The organism is Bacteroides xylanisolvens (assembly GCF_018289135.1).
Lineage (GTDB): Bacteria > Bacteroidota > Bacteroidia > Bacteroidales > Bacteroidaceae > Bacteroides > Bacteroides xylanisolvens.
In genome coordinates this window covers 6,144,567-6,162,590 of the sequence record NZ_CP072216.1, presented here as the reverse complement: position 1 = coordinate 6,162,590, position 18,024 = coordinate 6,144,567, and the positions used below count along the sequence as shown (strand labels likewise).

Annotated in this window: 8 protein-coding genes; 3 read left to right on the top strand and 5 right to left on the bottom strand. The window is 42.3% G+C overall.

Features of this window, described 5'->3' with window-relative positions:
• Positions 1-28: 28 nt before the first annotated feature.
• From INE92_RS25020 to INE92_RS25010, 3 genes are all read left to right on the top strand, one after another.
• Positions 29-1,168, top strand: coding sequence for a glycoside hydrolase family 88/105 protein (locus INE92_RS25020; RefSeq protein ID WP_004312573.1), 1,140 nt, complete (start codon positions 29-31; stop codon positions 1,166-1,168).
• Positions 1,169-1,297: 129 nt separating this feature from the next.
• Entirely contained in the window at positions 1,298-2,932 is a 1,635-nt protein-coding gene (locus INE92_RS25015) for a rhamnogalacturonan acetylesterase (RefSeq protein WP_195436060.1), read from the top strand.
• 712 nt (positions 2,933-3,644) lie between these two features.
• The gene (locus tag INE92_RS25010) at positions 3,645-5,405 is read left to right on the top strand and encodes an ATP-binding protein (RefSeq protein ID WP_004301572.1); all 1,761 of its coding nucleotides are present in this window, start codon (positions 3,645-3,647) and stop codon (positions 5,403-5,405) included.
• On the opposite strand, the gene INE92_RS25005 is transcribed toward INE92_RS25010, so the two are convergent.
• The 5 genes from INE92_RS25005 to INE92_RS24985 all read right to left on the bottom strand — a co-directional run bounded on the left by INE92_RS25005 (position 5,386) and on the right by INE92_RS24985 (position 18,021).
• Positions 5,386-8,784: an exo-rhamnogalacturonan lyase family protein gene (locus tag INE92_RS25005; protein ID WP_195436061.1), complete on the bottom strand. Its 3,399-nt coding sequence runs from the start codon at positions 8,782-8,784 to the stop codon at positions 5,386-5,388. The two genes, INE92_RS25010 and INE92_RS25005, sit on opposite strands and share 20 nt — an antisense overlap.
• A 171-nt stretch (positions 8,785-8,955) precedes the next feature.
• Positions 8,956-11,091 (bottom strand): rhamnogalacturonan lyase family protein, encoded by a 2,136-nt coding sequence (locus tag INE92_RS25000; RefSeq protein WP_015532405.1) that lies wholly within the window; start codon positions 11,089-11,091, stop codon positions 8,956-8,958.
• 77 nt (positions 11,092-11,168) lie between these two features.
• The gene (locus INE92_RS24995) at positions 11,169-12,890 is read right to left on the bottom strand and encodes a RagB/SusD family nutrient uptake outer membrane protein (protein ID WP_015532404.1); all 1,722 of its coding nucleotides are present in this window, start codon (positions 12,888-12,890) and stop codon (positions 11,169-11,171) included.
• Positions 12,891-12,911: 21 nt separating this feature from the next.
• A complete protein-coding gene (locus INE92_RS24990; protein ID WP_195436062.1) occupies positions 12,912-15,962 on the bottom strand; it encodes a SusC/RagA family TonB-linked outer membrane protein in 3,051 nt (1,016 codons plus the stop codon).
• Positions 15,963-16,008: 46 nt separating this feature from the next.
• On the bottom strand, positions 16,009-18,021 hold the full coding sequence (locus tag INE92_RS24985) for a RagB/SusD family nutrient uptake outer membrane protein (RefSeq protein WP_004308490.1): 2,013 nt from the start codon (positions 18,019-18,021) through the stop codon (positions 16,009-16,011).
• Between the last annotated feature and the right edge of the window lie 3 nt (positions 18,022-18,024).

The window sequence follows — 18,024 nt, the reverse complement described above, 5'->3', positions numbered from 1 at the left end:
CCAATTAATAAAACAGAATTATTTCACCATGAAGAAATCACTACTCTCATTCTTTACAGTAACTCTTCTTTGTCTTATGACAGGAAAGCCGGTCATGGCACAAGAGTTACCTGCACAAAAAGAGACTTTAGAGACTATCGTAAAAGTAAACGACTACTTTATGAAAAAGTATGCCGATTACACATTGCCTTCTTTCTATGGCAGAGTTCGTCCAAGCAATATATGGACGAGAGGCGTATATTATGAAGGATTAATGGCTCTGTATGGCATTTACCCTCGTGAGGATTATTATAAGTATGCCTACGATTGGGCTGATTTCCACAAATGGGGAATGAGAAACGGCAATACCACCCGTAACGCAGACGACCATTGCTGCGGACAAGTTTATATCGACCTTTATAATATGTGTCCGTCCGATCCGAATATGATCCGGAATATAAAAGCAAGTATCGATATGGTAGTCAACACTCCGCAGGTGAACGATTGGTGGTGGATTGACGCTATCCAGATGGCAATGCCAATCTACGCAAAGTTTGGAAAAATGACCGGTGAACAGAAATACTACGATAAGATGTGGGATATGTATTCTTACACTCGTAACGTGCACGGAGAAGCCGGAATGTATAATCCTAAAGATTGCTTATGGTGGCGCGATCAGGACTTTGATCCTCCTTACAAAGAACCGAATGGAGAAGATTGCTACTGGAGTCGTGGAAATGGCTGGGTATATGCAGCTCTTGTACGGGTATTGGATGAAATCCCTGCCAATGAAACACATCGCCAGGACTATATAAATGATTTTCTCGCTATGAGCAAGGCACTTAAAAAATGTCAGCGTGAAGATGGTTTCTGGAATGTGAGTCTTCATGATCCGACGAACTTCGGAGGTAAAGAGACTTCCGGAACAGCACTGTTTGTATACGGCATGGCTTGGGGAGTGCGCAACGGACTGCTCGACCGCAAAGAATATCTTCCCGTCCTTTTAAAAGCATGGAACGCTATGGTGAAAGATGCCGTACATCCGAACGGATTCCTGGGATATGTGCAGGGAACAGGCAAAGAGCCTAAAGACGGACAGCCGGTTACTTATAAGAGTGTGCCCGACTTTGAAGACTACGGAGTCGGTTGTTTCCTGCTTGCCGGAACAGAAGTTTATAAATTAAAATAACATAGACAGTTTTTTCATTAGGTTTAAAGATAATCATTCATTAGGTTTAGTTAGAGGTTAGTTAGTAGCTAGTTCCCTCACTGACTGTTTAGACACCGGTCAGTGAGGGATTTCAAAGAAAACAGATTCATGAAAAACAAATTATTCCCGTATATATGTTGGCTGATGGCCATTACATTTAGTTTGCAACTGCAAGCGCAAAATAAAGTTTCCGCTCCCATGGCAGACGTCAATCAAGTAATTGACAACACGCTGGACAGCCTGAATAAAGCACGTACCTCGCGACCGGAAGCCGGTTCGAGCCGGAAAGGTGACAACCCTGTTCTGTTCCTGGTAGGTAACTCTACCATGCGTACCGGAACTTTAGGAAACGGCAACAACGGACAATGGGGATGGGGCTATTATGCAGGTGATTATTTCGACTCTAACCGGATTACTGTAGAAAATCATGCACTGGGTGGAACCAGTAGCCGTACTTTCTATAACCGTTTATGGCCGGATGTAATCAAAGGAGTACGCCCGGGAGACTGGGTTATCATCGAACTAGGGCACAATGACAACGGCCCATACGACAGCGGACGTGCCCGTGCTTCCATTCCCGGAATTGGCAAAGATACACTGAACGTAACGATTAAAGAAACCGGAGTAAAAGAAACCGTATATACCTACGGGGAATATATGCGTCGTTTCATTCAAGATGTAAAAGCCAAAGGTGCTCATCCGATCCTTTTTTCGCTTACTCCCCGCAATGCTTGGGAAGACAAAGACAGCACCATCATCACACGTGTCAACAAGACTTTTGGATTGTGGGCAAAGCAAGTAGCCGAAGAACAGCATGTTCCTTTTATTGATTTGAATGATATCAGTGCCCGCAAATTTGAAAAGTTCGGCAAGAATAAGGTGAAATATATGTTCTACATCGACCGTATACATACAAGTGCTTTCGGTGCTAAAGTAAATGCTGAATCTGCTGCTGACGGAATACGTGCGTATGAAGGACTGGAATTAGCCAATTATCTGAAACCTGTTGAGAAAGATACAGTGACAGATTCCAGTCGGAAAGAGGGACGTCCGGTATTGTTTACTATCGGAGATAGTACGGTCAGAAATGAAGATAAAGACAAAAACGGTATGTGGGGTTGGGGAAGCGTAATTGCTGACGAGTTCAATCTAAATAAAATTTCTGTAGAAAATCGTGCGATGGCAGGACGTAGTGCACGTACTTTCCTCGATGAAGGTCGTTGGGATAAGGTATACAATGCCTTGCAACCGGGGGACTTCGTTCTGATTCAGTTCGGACATAATGATGCAGGAGATATAAACAAAGGGAAAGCCCGTGCCGAATTGCGCGGTTCGGGAGATGAGAGCAAAGTCTTTCTAATGGAAAAGACAGGCAAATATCAAGTTGTTTATACTTTCGGCTGGTATCTTCGAAAGTTCATCATGGATGTTCAGGAGAAAGGTGCCATTCCCATCGTTCTTAGTCATACGCCACGCAACAAATGGAAAGATGGAAAAATAGAACGTAATACCGAGTCTTTTGGCAAGTGGACACGTGAAGCTGCGGAAGCTACGGGAGCTTATTTCATTGACTTGAATAAGATTAGTGCCGATAAACTTGAAAAGAAAGGTGTGAAGAAAGCTGCAGCTTACTACAATCACGACCATACACATACTTCTTTGAAAGGAGCGCACATGAACGCCAAAAGTATTGCTGAAGGGTTGAAAAAGAGTGATTGCCCGCTAAAAGAGTATTTGAAATAATACGAAAGAGAATCCTGTAAAGATAGCAAAGGACTAAAGGGAAATATAGACTATCCGGACTGTTTAAATATTCTATCTTAAAAAAGGAATATTTAAGCAGTGCAGAATGGAGAAAACAGCATAGCAGATGAAGAAGAATAAAAAAGCTCCGACATTTGTCAACACGCAAATCCTCATTCTTATCATTTATAGAGTTTATCTAGCATTTCACACCTATTTTATCCTACAACACTTGCAAGTCGATATCGATTCAGGGATTAATCTTCCATTATGTTATTATTTTCTTATTCAAAAGTCCAGATAAATCAGAGAAAAACTAGCTTAAAAAAGCACATTTATATCTTCCTCACCGATGAAGGACAAGTTCATCGGTGAGGAAGATAGCGTTCATCGGTGAGGATCACCCTGTTGGTTTAAACCTAACGAACTCTTTTTCCGTTAGAAAAGACGCATATTCTGTCTGATATTATTCACTTTTCGCCTATATTTCTGCATATTATTGCACTTATTTATGCAGTTTTTTCTCTGATTCATCAATTTCGCAACGGTTATTTTCTAATATAATCTTAAAAACAGAACATCTGGACAGGATATGTTCATCCCCATTCAAGGGAAAAATGAATGTTCGTATCCAACATAATACAGTCGCAAATCATTGATTTATTCCACGGAATAGATTAACTTTGCCTGTACAAATTAAAAGCCTGCCAATATGAGCCAAGTGAAAGGAATACCATACGGAATATCCGACTTCAACCGGATGCGGAACGAAAACTTCTATTTCGTCGATAAAACCATGTATCTGCCCCTTATCGAGGAAATGCCCAGTTACCTTTTCCTTATTCGTCCGAGACGTTTCGGAAAAAGCTTATTCCTAAGCATGATGCGTACTTATTACGACATAATACAGAAGGATAACTTCGACAAGTATTTCGGTGACTTATGGATAGGAAGCCGTCCAACCAAACAACATAACAGTTTCCAAGTCCTTTTCTTCGACTTCTCAAAAGCAGGCTGCTCACTGCCGGGAGCAGATTTGATGAGTAGCTTTAATGAATATTGCAGTATCATCATCAACCAGTTTGCCCATGCATACGCATCTTATTATGATGAAGATTTCAAGTCAACAGTAGAAAGCATTGAAAGCGCTAAAGCAAAATTATCATATATAGAAGTAAAGGCTAAAGAAAAAGGATATCCTCTCTATCTGATAATTGACGAATATGACAACTTTACCAACGTCATATTGAGCGAACACGGACAGAAAATGTTCCATGACCTGACTCATGCCAGCGGCTTCTACCGTGAATACTTCAAGCAGTTCAAAGGTATGTTTGACCGAATTTTCCTAATGGGAGTCAGCCCTATCACACTGGATGATTTATCTAGCGGGTATAATATTGACTGGAATATATCGACTGATTCCCGTTTTAATGCCATGATAGGATTTGATGAAACTGAAGTACGTGAAATGCTCCGTTATTACCAACAAAATGGAAAGCTGGTCGGTGATGTAGAAGCGATGATTACAGAAATGAAACCGTGGTATGACAATTATTGCTTCGCCAGAACATCTTTGGACAACGACCGTGTGTTTAATTGCGATATGACTTTATACTATTTACGTAACCAAATTGATTTTCACCGTCCACCCGAAAATATGGTAGACAAGAATATCCGTACGGATTACAGTAAACTGAAAATGCTGGCACGCATTGACCACGACAACACCCATGAGGGAAGCCGCATGAGTACTATCGAAGAAATTGCGGCAAAAGGTGAAATACTGGTAGACTTACATACTTCGTTCCCGTCAGAAAAGATAGCAGATATAGAGAACTTCCGAAGCCTGCTCTATTATTATGGTTTACTTACCATGTGCGGCACCCGTGGCGACCGTCTGAAAATGTGCATACCTAACAATTGTGTGCGCGAGCAGTACCTTGGATTCTTGCGCGACTACTATCAACAGGCCCATACCCTGAATCTTTCACATCTGAAAGACTTGATAGATGATTTCGCCTTCGATGGTCATTGGCAACCATTCTTCGAAACCATCGCCCGTGCCTATCGGGAGAACTCTTCCATACGAGATGCGATAGAAGGGGAAAGAAACCTGCAAGGTTTCCTAAAAGCCTATCTTGCCATTGCTTCTTATTATCTCGTACAGCCGGAACTGGAAATGAACTATGGCTATTGTGACTTCTTCCTATTGCCGGACAAAATGCGTTATTCCGATATAGAACACAGCTATATCCTGGAGTTGAAATACGCTACACGTACAGCTACCAATGCTGAACTTGAAGCCCAAGCAGAAGAAGGAAGACAGCAACTGTTGCGATACAGTAAGGATAAAGTTGTGCAGAAACTGGCTACTGGAACGACACTTCACCTATTATTAATTCAGTTCCAAGGTTGGGATATGGTGAAATGTGAAGAAATAAATGCTTCTGCTATTCATCCTTCGGAATAACTTCCTGCATATAAATAGCATCCAAGCTCCAAAGAGCAGCATCATTCGTGCTAATGCTCGTACATTCATCTAATGGAGACGGTACTTCCGGCGGAAGTATGGTAGTGATGCGGAAAGGCGGTGCAGGTGTATGTTCCAACCGGGTAAACAAATCTTTCCAGGCTTCTTCAGCCATTTGGGTATTACGCAAGTGATAAGCTGCGTAAGCCATCAGGCGGGAAACACGAAAACGGCTATGGCTAAGCTCCCATGCTTTCTTCTTGTAACGTGCAGCATGGTCAAGCCAGGCGTCTTTCCATTCGGGTATATCAATCATACGCATCATTTCATTGGCTATCTCAAATCCGCCCATGATCGTCATTAAATGGTTGGTTGTTTCCAGTTTGGGGTCACATTCGGTTGTGATGATCCCTGTTGACGGATCAAATCCTAGAGCTTTGGGGCCGGTAAAAAGGCGGTTAGGCAGGGCGGCAATGCTTTTCATTCCTGCTATTATTTTATCACGATAAGTTGTGTTACCTGTGCGCTCCCATTCTGTCATCCAATTACCGGCATAAGCCAGCCAATCGGGGCCAATACGCAAACGGGCGGGAGCAGTACAAGGATATTCACTGCGAGGTTGGGCCAGGCGCATAGGGTCCAAGTCATAGAGTTTGCGGTCGGCATCCTTCACTTCAGTCATTAAATCACCGCAACGTTCGTCTGTAGTAAGGTAATAGTAGAAACGGTTCCAGGCGGCCTGGCTGATTCGCGCTTCTTTAGCTCCGCATCCCCAATGACTTACATTATGCCGACTGCCTAATCCGGCATTGGGACCGATATGATAGACATCCACTTCGCCTGTATGACGCGTCATAGCTTCTGCCATACGCCAAATATCAATACGCCCGGTACGCAGGAAATTATACCATAGCCACATATTAGAAGCCAGTTCCGTATTGTCCCAGGCAAATCCTCCGACATCGTAACGCCAGGTATGACGAACAGGGTCATAAGCGTGCATCACATCACCATAATTCCAGAAACCGTACCACTTGTTTTGTTCGATTGCTTTCTGATAGAAGTCAATGTAAGCATCCAAGCGGTCTTCTACACGAGTACGGAATGGAGTAGTACGGTCGGGGAGACTCCATATCCCGAAAGCCTGGCGGGCATGAAGATAATTCGGGGTTGGCATTAACAGACTAGGGCTAGAAAATTGTTTGGCATAATCAGCAAAAGCCTTTTTTCCGGCATAGCCACTTTGTGGGATCAGTGTCAACGTAGTTGTACGGGCAATGCCGTATGGCGTGCTCATACCTTCCTGGACATCTTCATAGCTGGCATTCAGGTCATGAGCTATACGATCATAATGCCGTAAATCCATAGGCTCGGACTCCGGACTCCACAACCAGGCGGTAAGGGTAGCTACCGGGGTTCGTGCGTCTGAAATTTCAATAGAAGAGGGATAAGACTGCCAAAAGTCATGCATACAAAGTCCTAATCCTCCGGTAATATCTCCGACAAAAATATATCCATCGCTACGTGTGCCGGAAAAGGTTCCTATCCAAGGATTATCGTTATTGGCACGTTTACGAATGGAGAAAGCATCGGCAGTGAGTTGAGACAGACGGTAGTCATTCCATGAAGCCCAGTTATCGAGCAGAGAGCGGTTCTTTTCATCGAAAGATTCATAAGGCGGAATACGTTTGCCTTCCATTTGCTGCTGTTGCAGGGAGGGTTCATCAGTCGGCATCTGTTGTGCATCTTTCTTTTCATTACTGTTTTTCTTATTATCTGTCTTATTTAAAGTGAGTATGCGACGCCCTACCAATGGTTGTACCGGCTCGCTCCACACTCCTCCATCTGCACACGAAAAAGCAATATGACGATTATACAGAGCTTCACGCATAGGAACATCGAAACGGATACCCAAACTACGAATGAAATCTTTCTTCTGATCTCCGTCATAGATGAAGCTATGTACCATTTTGATCTGTTCACTACCACCATAAAAGTAGAGACGTACCACAAAAGGAAGCCACTCACGGTTATTCCGTTTGTTCATATCAGAGTTATTCGCATAGTTCCCTTCCCCTTCAGAGTGATTCGTATCAATCTTCTTATTCCTGTTCCGATGTATCCCTTCCAACTTTACAAGTGCCCGTACAGAGCCCAGACGTTCTATGGTTACTGATTTTATTTCTCCTATGTAATGAGTAAAAGATATTTGAGATGTATTTTCTTGAATCGGCTCGTTTTGCGTATTACAAATCAGACGCGCTTTCTCTCCTACTTTAGTTCCCTTATATAATAGGCTATCAATCAGGAAATCTCCGCGTCGGGGAATAAATACGGAAATTAGCCCTGTTTCAATTTGAATATCTTCAGGCGTTTCAGTGATTGCAATAGAAGCATTAGGCTGTTTATTGATAGTTTTTGCTTTCCGGGGGGCTTTTTCTAATGTCAGTCTTTCTGTTCCGGCAGGAATGACTCCGGCAACTCCGCTCCATTTCACGGAACCATCCGGCCAGTAAGCCAATGGCCAAGTATCTACCGGAATCTCTTGATTTCTATCTGTTTTTAGTCGCAATGAAGTTTCAGGAAATAGGTAGCCTTCATCAAAAGGAACTCCGAAGCTTACAGCTTTGTCTTGTTCAGGAGTATTGCCGATCCAATGTAAAGGAACAGTAGACGTTTGGGGTGGTAAACATTCATAGTGGAAGTTTGTAATGCGGGTACGGGATAAGGTGGTGCGAAAGCCGAACCATCCTTCTGTCAGAGGTTCGGCATCGCGGAAGTCCACCAGTCTCTTGCCGTCTATGTAATAACTAACCCTATTATTTTCATTTGTTATCTTAATGTGATACCAGTGATTCGCTTTTAGCAAATGTTCGGTATCTGTATATTCTTTCAATATGGCAGGACGTACTTTGGGATCTGTGATTCCTGCTTCATTGCCGTCATAACGACGGAAGCGTGTAGTAGAGTTATAATTTCCACCATATCCCATGTAATAGAGTTGCAAAGAATAACAATTCAGAAAGATTCCGCTACGCCACTTCTCACGTTTCCATATATTATCAGGATATTTGGGATCCGAAGCCATCCAAAAGCAATTCAGGTCACTCAAACGGTCTCCTTCTTTTTCTACAACTACACATGCATCATATTCAATGGTTACCCGCCCGCTCATCTTTTCTTTCCTCCATAAAGTAAGGCCTTTAGGAGACAGTATTTCAGCGGTATCACCCTGAAATGTCACTTTATAATCCGGAGATTCCGACTCTACCTTCCAATATTTATGAAACTGGCGGGCGTTGAGGCCGGAAACTTTATTGTTTTGTGCGTTTGTTCCTAAAGTGATGAAGAGGAACAAAAGGATAAAGAGTTTTTTCATATGTATATTTGCTATCTCACCTTACAAAGGTAGGGAGAGCCGATCAATTAAGAAATAGAATATTATCCATATATATGGCGATTCGTTCAACTATGAAAAAAAGAACAACCCGACACTGTAACCGGATTGTTCTTTCCTTATAAACTTATACTAAATAGAATAAGATTTTTCTTATTCTTTCGGTTCTTCCGTTTCGGATGACTTCAAAGTTTCGGCGCCTACATAATAACCCAGGTTAGTTCCCTGATTATATCCCATGTTCTGCATAGCCTGAGACATGTCATAGTTATGGTCGGTCATCAAGTGTGGCAGACGGTGTGTAGTAGGATGATTCGTTGAGAATATATAGATTGATTTATAATCACTTGAGCCTAAAATAACCTCTTCACGGTAATCACCCAAAAAATCACCATAATAACAAGGATTATATTTTGAGGCATGATTTCCCTGATTACTACCATAAAGGTCAAAAGATATCAGACGATTCTTATTTGACTTGTTTACATCAGGGTTCGCTTTATAGCTCACAATACAACCGCGGTCTAACATTTCCCTAGTAGATTGACCACTCCAATAAATAGCCACATTATACATCACTCCGCTACCAATTCCAGTAGGATATGTAGTAGAAACCAATCCGGTACCATTACAACTAAACATACCTTCTTGTGTAGAAGACCAATATTCAAAATCCGGACTATCCGGATCAACATCCGCTACTATACAACGCCCAACATCACTTGCATCTGCCGGTAAATTTCGTCCATGACCGGTAATCATACTACCATCTCTTGCATTCATCACCTGACAGGCATATCCATTTCCCTGACCTTCATAATCTTTTGACTCTTCAAAAGAAGCAACAATCTGCAATCCGGAACGGTCTTTTATGAATTTTCCGACATGCAATATATCTCCATGCCCATTTCCACTACACCATAACTCGCTTCCATTATCGTCAATAGCTGCCGAACCATACAAAATCTCATCCCTTCCATCACCGTCCAAATCAGCAACACGGAAACAGTGTGAACACATCCCTAACCATTTAGACGAATGATCTGCTGTATCAAACTTCCAACGTGGAACCAATTCATTACCTTTTAAGTCAAGTGCCCAAACCTGCCAATTCTTATAAATACCTCTACTGATTATCAAACTAGGATTAGCCACTCGCGCTCCGGTTGTTTCATCAGGAATACCATCCAAATAAGCAACACCGATAAAGAAGCGATCCATACGATTGCCAAAATCATCTCCCCAATATTCACTCCAATACTTGGCACGTGATACTTTCGATCCTTCTCCTCCACGTGGAATATTATCTATACGAGTTATTTCACGTCCGTCATATCCCCTGCAAATAGAGATATATTCGGGACCCTCCATTATCAAACCGCAAGTAGTAGCTGTAGACGGGTCATTCTGATCTCTCGCAATAGCCGCTCCGGAGTACCAACCTTTACCATCTGTTTGACGATTACGATAATCATTCACTTTCCCATTTGCGTCAGTGATAATCTTGCCATCGGCAAACTTTGTACCTTCGGAAGTACGGAAAGCAATTTCACACAAACCGTCACCATCAAAATCATACAAGATATAAGAAGTATAATGTGATCCGGAACGGATGTTAATTCCCAAATCAATCCTCCACAAGAAAGTCCCGTCCATTTTATATGCTTCCAACAGAGTAGTACCATTAAACCAAACTCCCATATTCGCTCCGTCGTATGGTTCTCTCTTCACCACAATCTCTAATTCACCGTCACCGTCCAAGTCACCTAGCTGAATATCATCAGGAGAATATGTAATCGATGCATCGGGTACATTCATGTTTAATCTAATTTCATGATAAAACTTTTCTGCCATTTCAGAAGTAAATGTATAATCGCAAAGCGTTTCAGCCTGATTAGCAAGAGTAACCCGATATACATTCGTTTTTGATACATCAATATCTGCATCCACCCAGGAAGTCGTATTTGAAATAGGTTCTTCATTCAATTTCACTTCCGTCTCACCGTCTACTGATTTATAAATATCAAAAGCAACATTAGACGGATCGGTCTTCAATAATCTCCAGCTAATCAATGCGGATGCAATCCCTGATGCGTTATTGGGATCAGAAGCCGAAATAGGATCATAACTCACCCACATGGCGCGGCTACCCGTTATGACTTCGGTCGGCAGAGGAGGCAATTCTTCTGTTTGATTGCCATTGTTCACTTCAACGACGGGGTCATTATCTGAGCAAGCAACTATAGCCAGCAAATAAAACAGCCCCAATATTATATAATGTATCTTCATTTCTTTCGTTTTTTATTCTATAAACATCCGTTCTATGCAAGAATATCCTATTTCTATTCATCAGTATTCCGGTTAAGTTACCAACCCGGATTCTGCTCCAAATTAGGATTTTTCGATTTTTCACTCTGAGGAATCGGGAAGAAATACATCTTATCATCCCAACTTCTTTCTTTTACCTTACGCTCATACGTATAAATATCATCCCCATTTTTCGTAATTTTCATTTCAACAATGTTCTTGAAATGTTTGTCCCCCTCCTTCCAACGACGTACATCCCAAAAACGATGTCCTTCAAAAGCCAATTCTACCATACGTTCATTCTGATATTTCTTCCAGAAAGCATCATTGGTCATCCCTTGAGGGAATCCGGGCATTCCGGCACGTGTACGGACTACTTTGATAGCATCTACAGCCGAAGTTGTAAATTCACTGTCCGTTGCATACGGACTACCCAGATACTTATATACAGCTTCCGCATAATTCAAATAGAACTCTCCAAAACGGAACGTAATCCATGAATGATAGGTCTTTGAAGCTGTACCGGCACGCAAATCTACTGCCGTCTGACAATACTTCTTCAGATAATAACCTGTCGGAGTTCCGCCACTCAAAGGTTCCGCATTTAATCCGCCCTGATAGGTTTGCAGAGGAACAGTATTCCAGTTAGGCCATTTTTCGTCTCCATTCTTGGCAATAGTCAGATAGAAACGAGGGTCGCGGTTGGTATAATAAGGATTAGTAGGATCGTAGTTATCCAACTCGTCCGGGCGCAACCCTGTATCCTTCATCTCATACGCATCCACCAGTGTCTGTGTGGGACAGTTTCCACCTTTACAATTTTCCAACCCTACCGGGAAGTTATATCCCTCAAAAGAATTAGTGGTAGTAGTGGCACGACGGAGAAAAATCAATTCACTAGTAGCGTCATTGTAATTATCCTTACTCCAAAGTGATGAATAATCCTCCACTAAGAGTTTTGCCTTTTCAGCAAATCCATTACTGTCATCTAAAATTTCCTTATTGGCTTTAGCTGCACGATACCACAGCTCTTTATTATCAGTCGGGTTAAACAAAGGACTTGCCGCATACAACGCAGCACGAGCTTTCAAGGCCAATACCGTTTTACGGTTGGCACGTCCTGTTTCCGCCGGACTACTAGGCAATGCCATATCTCCCAGTTTACTGTAATCGACAATAATCTTATCCTTTATATCATCACATTCGGCTATGATATAATCAAAAATCTCCTGTGCCGGCCTGCGCGACAATGTATTCGATTCTTCGGCTGTTAATATATGGTCGCTAAACGGCACATCTCCATATTGCCGTACCAAGTTAAAGTAGAAATATGCACGAAGGAAACGCACCTCATACTGGTAATTGGTATAACGGAACATTTGTTGTGCATAATCACTGTTCAAAGCCAACTCGGGAAATGTCAGTCCGGTAAACTTCTCCAGATATAAATTACAATTGGCTATCCCTTCATAACAGGACGTCCACATACTACTTTTAGCATTTGACGGACTCCAAGAACCATTGTAAAAGTCTTCAATCTGATTTCCCGAATAAGCATATTCAGCCTCATCAGTAGCAGAACCAAGAATTGCCCCGCTATAGTTTCCAAAGTCCACATCCATGGACAAATAGATATTTGTTATCAGCCCTCCCACATTACCGAAGTTGAGCTTCACAAAATCCTCATCATAGTTATTGTACTCATGATATTCCATCTTATCTGAGCAGGAACCGAGTGTGACTACACACATCATTCCGTAGATAATGTTTTTCAGTTTCATTCTTTCGCTTTGTTTTTATGATTAAAAACCAATCGTAACACCGACTACTACACTCTTATTCAGCGGAGTCGCTACACCATAACATTCCGGATCTGCCACATCAATGTGATCTGAACAGAACAAGTCTGTTCCTCTAACATATAACTTGGCACTCCCCAATATCTTAGTCTTCTTCATCAATTCTTTCGGGAATCTGTAATACACCTCCGCATTACGCAACTTCAAGAATGACCGGTCTGCCAACCAAACCGTATTAGCCTGATAGTTATTGGCATTACTCTGTGAACTCAAACGAGGATATTTGGCATTTTGATTTTCCGGTGTCCAACGATTCTCATAATAATGAGTAGAAAGTGTCGTATTATTTATCAATGGCCAAAACATACTCTTCGTATTCAATAAAGCAGAATAGTTACCTGTTCCCTGAAACATTACATCTACCCCAATCCCTTTCCATTCGGCTCCCAAATGGAAAGAATAATAAATTTCCGGGGCTGTCGTACTATAACCAATAGCAGTTTTGTCATTAGCATCAATGATTCCGTCTCCATTCACATCTTTATATTTTATGTCTCCCGGCACTACCGTAGTAAAGTTTTGTGTAAGGCTGTTTGCTATATCTTCTTTATCTTTGAAGAAACCTTCAGCTACCATTCCATATACTTGGCCCAACCGATTTCCTGTTTGCACAAGATTCTTATACAAACGCGGTTCTTCCAGTTGTTCCTTAATTTCATTCTTATTCCAAGCAAAATTACCGCCAAGATTAAACACTACATCTCCTAACCTTTTCGTATAGTTAAGTCCTAGTTCCATACCATAGCTATCAACGATTCCGGCATTCTCGAACGGAGCATCAACTCCCAGTACATCGGTATATTTACCCTCGGAAGAAACCCAAATATCTTTTCTCCGTTGATAATAGCCTTCTGCCGTCACATTCAATCCATTGAACAACATAGCATCAACACCAACATTATATTTATACGCTTTCTCATGTGTCGAATTAGCAGTTGCCAAGCGACCGATAATAGTACTTCCGAATTCAGAGTCGTAACTACTGTTAAACTTATATTGCGTACCGGTAGTCGTATAAATCTGGTCCCAATAGTCATATACGGTAGTACTTCCGTCTTTAGGCAGATAATCAACATTGATCACTCCAAACGAAGCGCGCAATTTCAAGAAGTTCACCCAAGACACATCTTTCAACCATTTTTCTTCCGAAAGTACCCAAGCAGCAGAAATGGTAGGAGAAAAAGCCCATTTATGTCCCGGTGCCAATAAACTGGAAGCCGAACCAACCAATGCCAGATCCAAATAATAGCGATTAGAGAAACCTACATGATTATACCAAGAAACATTTTGCCGATAAATAGTAGTGTTCAGACCGTATGAATCACGATATTCATAATCCCATTTCAATTGAGAATACACATCCCACTTTTGGAATGAACGATTATAATCTACACTACCTGCAAAATTAAATTGACGCGCCCAATTGTCAATACCCGCACCCGAACCCATTTCACTGGATTCGCCACCTGAAATGGCAGTATAAAACGGCCCGTTAGTTGTCCAGCTTGTTGCATAACCGGCATACGTATAAGTTTTGCTATGATCTTCCAGAATATTGGAATAGTTGTCATAAGCTAAACGAAAGTTAGCTCCCAATCCTTTCAGCAAACCAGACAAATCTTGTGACAAGGTAAGGTCGGCAAACAAACTACGAGAGTGTCCTTTAGAATAAGCAGCTCCCTGCGATTGTGCGACAGGATTCGACGTCCCCGCCCAAGTAGTACTTCCTCCCCAACTGCCATCTTCCGTACGAACCGGAAAAGCTGCAGAAGGAATCGAATAAATCATATCCCATAGGTTAACCGAAGCCCCCGGAATCCGAGATTCGGACAAGGTACCGAGAAGATTCAACTTCAATTTGGTAGTGGCGGTTAAATCAATATCCAGATTTGTACGCAAATTAGCACGTGAATACATATTTTGTGTAGAATATCCGTCATTTGCATTCGGGGTTTTGATAAACCCTTTGTCTGTTAATAAATTCGCCATAGTATAGTAGCGGAACTTTGCTCCTCCTCCACGGAATTCGATCGTATATTTATTAGACACTCCTCTGTCTTTAAAGGTTTCATCAATCCAGTTCACATTAGGATAGAGATAAGGGTACATACGGGAAGCCCCTCCACTGCCTACTCCATTACGGAAAGCATCGACTTCTTCCGGAGTATACCGAGCTCCCAAACCTTCATATCCACGCGCTTCATTCACTGCAGAAGCATACGTAGCCGCATCCACAAATTCCGGACGTCGAGACTGTGTGTTAATGATATGATCATACGTAAAGGTTATCTCTTTTGTTTTGTACTTACCACGCTTCGTCGTAATCAAGATCGCACCGTTCACTCCTTTGTATCCGTACAATGCCACAGCCGCGGCATCTTTCAGGATGGAAACGGATTCTACTTCTTCCGGACTCACCAAGCTCATGTCTCGTTCCAAACCGTCAACCAGCACAAGCGGTGTACTACTTGACAAGCTCTGCAAACCACGTACATAAAAGGTAGGATCTGCCATTAACCCGGTACTGACCGCATTCTGCAAAGTAGTAAGGCCCAATCCATATCCATATAAAGAATTGGATATATTCCGGGAAGACCGCTTATTAAACTCTTCATTATAGGTGGTAGAAACTGCTGCCGTTGATTCATGACGATTGAATGTCCGGTTAGCTCCCACATCAATAGTCTGAGCTGCATATCCCATCACAATGGTCATCGGACCATCAGTCTTTGCCACAACTGTGGTAGAGCCTTTGTCGACAGAAACGACACTCAAGCGTTGTCCTTTCTCGACCGCAATCTCGAATTTACCATCTTTATCAGTTTCAACCCGGGTCTCCACTGCGCCACCTTCCACATTAACGGACGCTCCATAGACTGGGTTTCCCGATTTATCAACAACAATACCTATAATGTTGTTGTCTGTATTCTGCGCTCTGACCGGAATGCTCAAACAAACCAGTAAAGCCAGTATCAGAATCTTATTTTTTCTCATATAAATCAATATTCAATATTGTTTTAATCTATTTCGCTGTCTCACATTACCAACCCGGATTCTGAATCAATCCATATCCTTTGTTAATTTCCGTTTGCGGGAATGGAGAAAGATACCATTTGGGATCAAATCCGTATGTCCACCAACGACGGACCGGTTTGGATAACTCAAACCTTTCATATTCAAAACGAGTAGGCTGCAATGCTCCCTTGTTCTTATCTCCTTCATTCCATTTAGCATTTCCCGTTATACGATTACCGGTATCATCCAAACGATAGGTGAGCAACCCGTGCAGGCGCTTCTCGAAACGATCGGCACGTTTGTAACGGATAAGATCAAAGTAACGGCTATCTTCAAGCCCCAATTCCCGAACACGCTCGCACAGCAATTCTTCCAATAAGGCTGCTTTGTCAGAAAGTAAATTCTTATCTGTAACACACTCCGCCAAATCTTTCTTCAATCCTACACGGGCACGTACTATATTCATTTGGTTAATAGCGCCCCGGTGATCATTCTTGGCTTGAAGCAAGGCCTCTGCATAAGTTAAATAAATGTCAGATAAACGAAGATATACCCAATGCGTATACTGACGTTGGTACTCTGTTCCCAAATAATATTTCATATTTTTATAACCAGTCGCATAGTTACCTGATTCAAGCGCTGCATTTTGTCCTTCATCGTATCCTCCGACCCACAGTTCATAAGGTAAACCGGACATTGTTCCTGCACTCCAGTCTAACATCTTCGGCAATCCGTTTACCATGCAATGCTCATACAGACGAGGATCACGGGTTAATACGATTTCCGACAATAGTTGTTCTCCATTTTTGAATGTTCCGGTCAGGAACATTGCATCCAACTTACCTTCTGTTTCCGCCTTTTTCCAGTCAAACGGAGTACCGTCGGCCCATGGGAACATCTCCACATATTCCTGTGTAGGCGGATATTCGGTACGACAAAGTGACGGAACAGCCCAGGAATGCCACATATAAGAACTTGAGTTGAAAGCGTCCGACATATTCGTGCGGACAGAATGCAAGACCTCCTTGCTGTTCTGACGAATATATCCCATACGATATGCCTGCCGATACTGTTCCGGTGTTTCTTCCGAAGCCTTATTCAGGCTATACCCGCCTTGACTCTCCAGCTCTTTAAAGAATGCTTCACAAGCCTTCAAACAGTTATCCCAAAGTTCCGCATGGTAGCCGCCGTACCATACCAGATGCTGCTGTTCAGCCTCTGAGTTTCCTCCTGCATATCCGTTGACATCGTTAAACAACGGAGAAGCGGCAAATTGCCAGATTTTGCATTTCAATGCCATCGCACCGGCCTTTGTCCAGTGTCCGGCCTTGCTGGCAAGATCGGCATCAGCATAAGCCCACACCAATCCACCGGAATTGATAGCATCATCCAACATCTTTATCATGTAGTTAACAGTCTCCTCTACCGTAGCACGGGGGATTTCATAACCTGACTCCGTACCGGTGAATGAAGCATATAACAATGGAAGACCTCCATAATGACGGAACATATCAAAATAGCGTGCCGCAATCAGGCATTTAGCTTCTGCCACCAACTGAGTTTTTTCAGTGCTATCCATGCCCGGCACTCTATCTATATTTTCCATTAACAACCAGCACCAGCGCACTACTTCCCATACCATTTCCCGTGTATATGGGAAAATATTACCACGCGTGCCATAGTTGGCATTGAGAGAACCCAAATAATACTGCTGATATACAGTTGCGTCACTAAAATAAAGTGACCAGCAGTCTGTTAGCGCATCCTTCTTTCCTAAATAAGGACTGGAAGAATCAGGAATATTACCGTTACTGTCCGTATTATAGGGTAATCCGTAATACTGTCTACTGTAACAGGTGTTCAAAAATTGGCGCGTATATTCCGCACTATTGAACACTGTGTCAATAGTAGCATTTCCGCCCGGTGCCTTATCCAAAAAAGAGTTTCCGAATTTAATTTCGTCCACACATGAAGTGGAAACCAAACAAACTGCCGCTCCCAACATCGCACCGATGAACCATTTATTTTGTAATTTCATTGT

Bases quoted from the DNA above. Each gene is read 5' to 3' on its own strand.
- INE92_RS25020 (WP_004312573.1), top strand. From the start codon at position 29: ATGAAGAAATCACTACTCTCATTCTTTACAGTAACTCTTCTTTGTCTT.
- INE92_RS25015 (WP_195436060.1), top strand. From the start codon at position 1,298: ATGAAAAACAAATTATTCCCGTATATATGTTGGCTGATGGCCATTACA.
- INE92_RS25010 (WP_004301572.1), top strand. From the start codon at position 3,645: ATGAGCCAAGTGAAAGGAATACCATACGGAATATCCGACTTCAACCGG.
- INE92_RS25005 (WP_195436061.1), bottom strand. From the start codon at position 8,784: ATGAAAAAACTCTTTATCCTTTTGTTCCTCTTCATCACTTTAGGAACA.
- INE92_RS25000 (WP_015532405.1), bottom strand. From the start codon at position 11,091: ATGAAGATACATTATATAATATTGGGGCTGTTTTATTTGCTGGCTATA.
- INE92_RS24995 (WP_015532404.1), bottom strand. From the start codon at position 12,890: ATGAAACTGAAAAACATTATCTACGGAATGATGTGTGTAGTCACACTC.
- INE92_RS24990 (WP_195436062.1), bottom strand. From the start codon at position 15,962: ATGAGAAAAAATAAGATTCTGATACTGGCTTTACTGGTTTGTTTGAGC.
- INE92_RS24985 (WP_004308490.1), bottom strand. From the start codon at position 18,021: ATGAAATTACAAAATAAATGGTTCATCGGTGCGATGTTGGGAGCGGCA.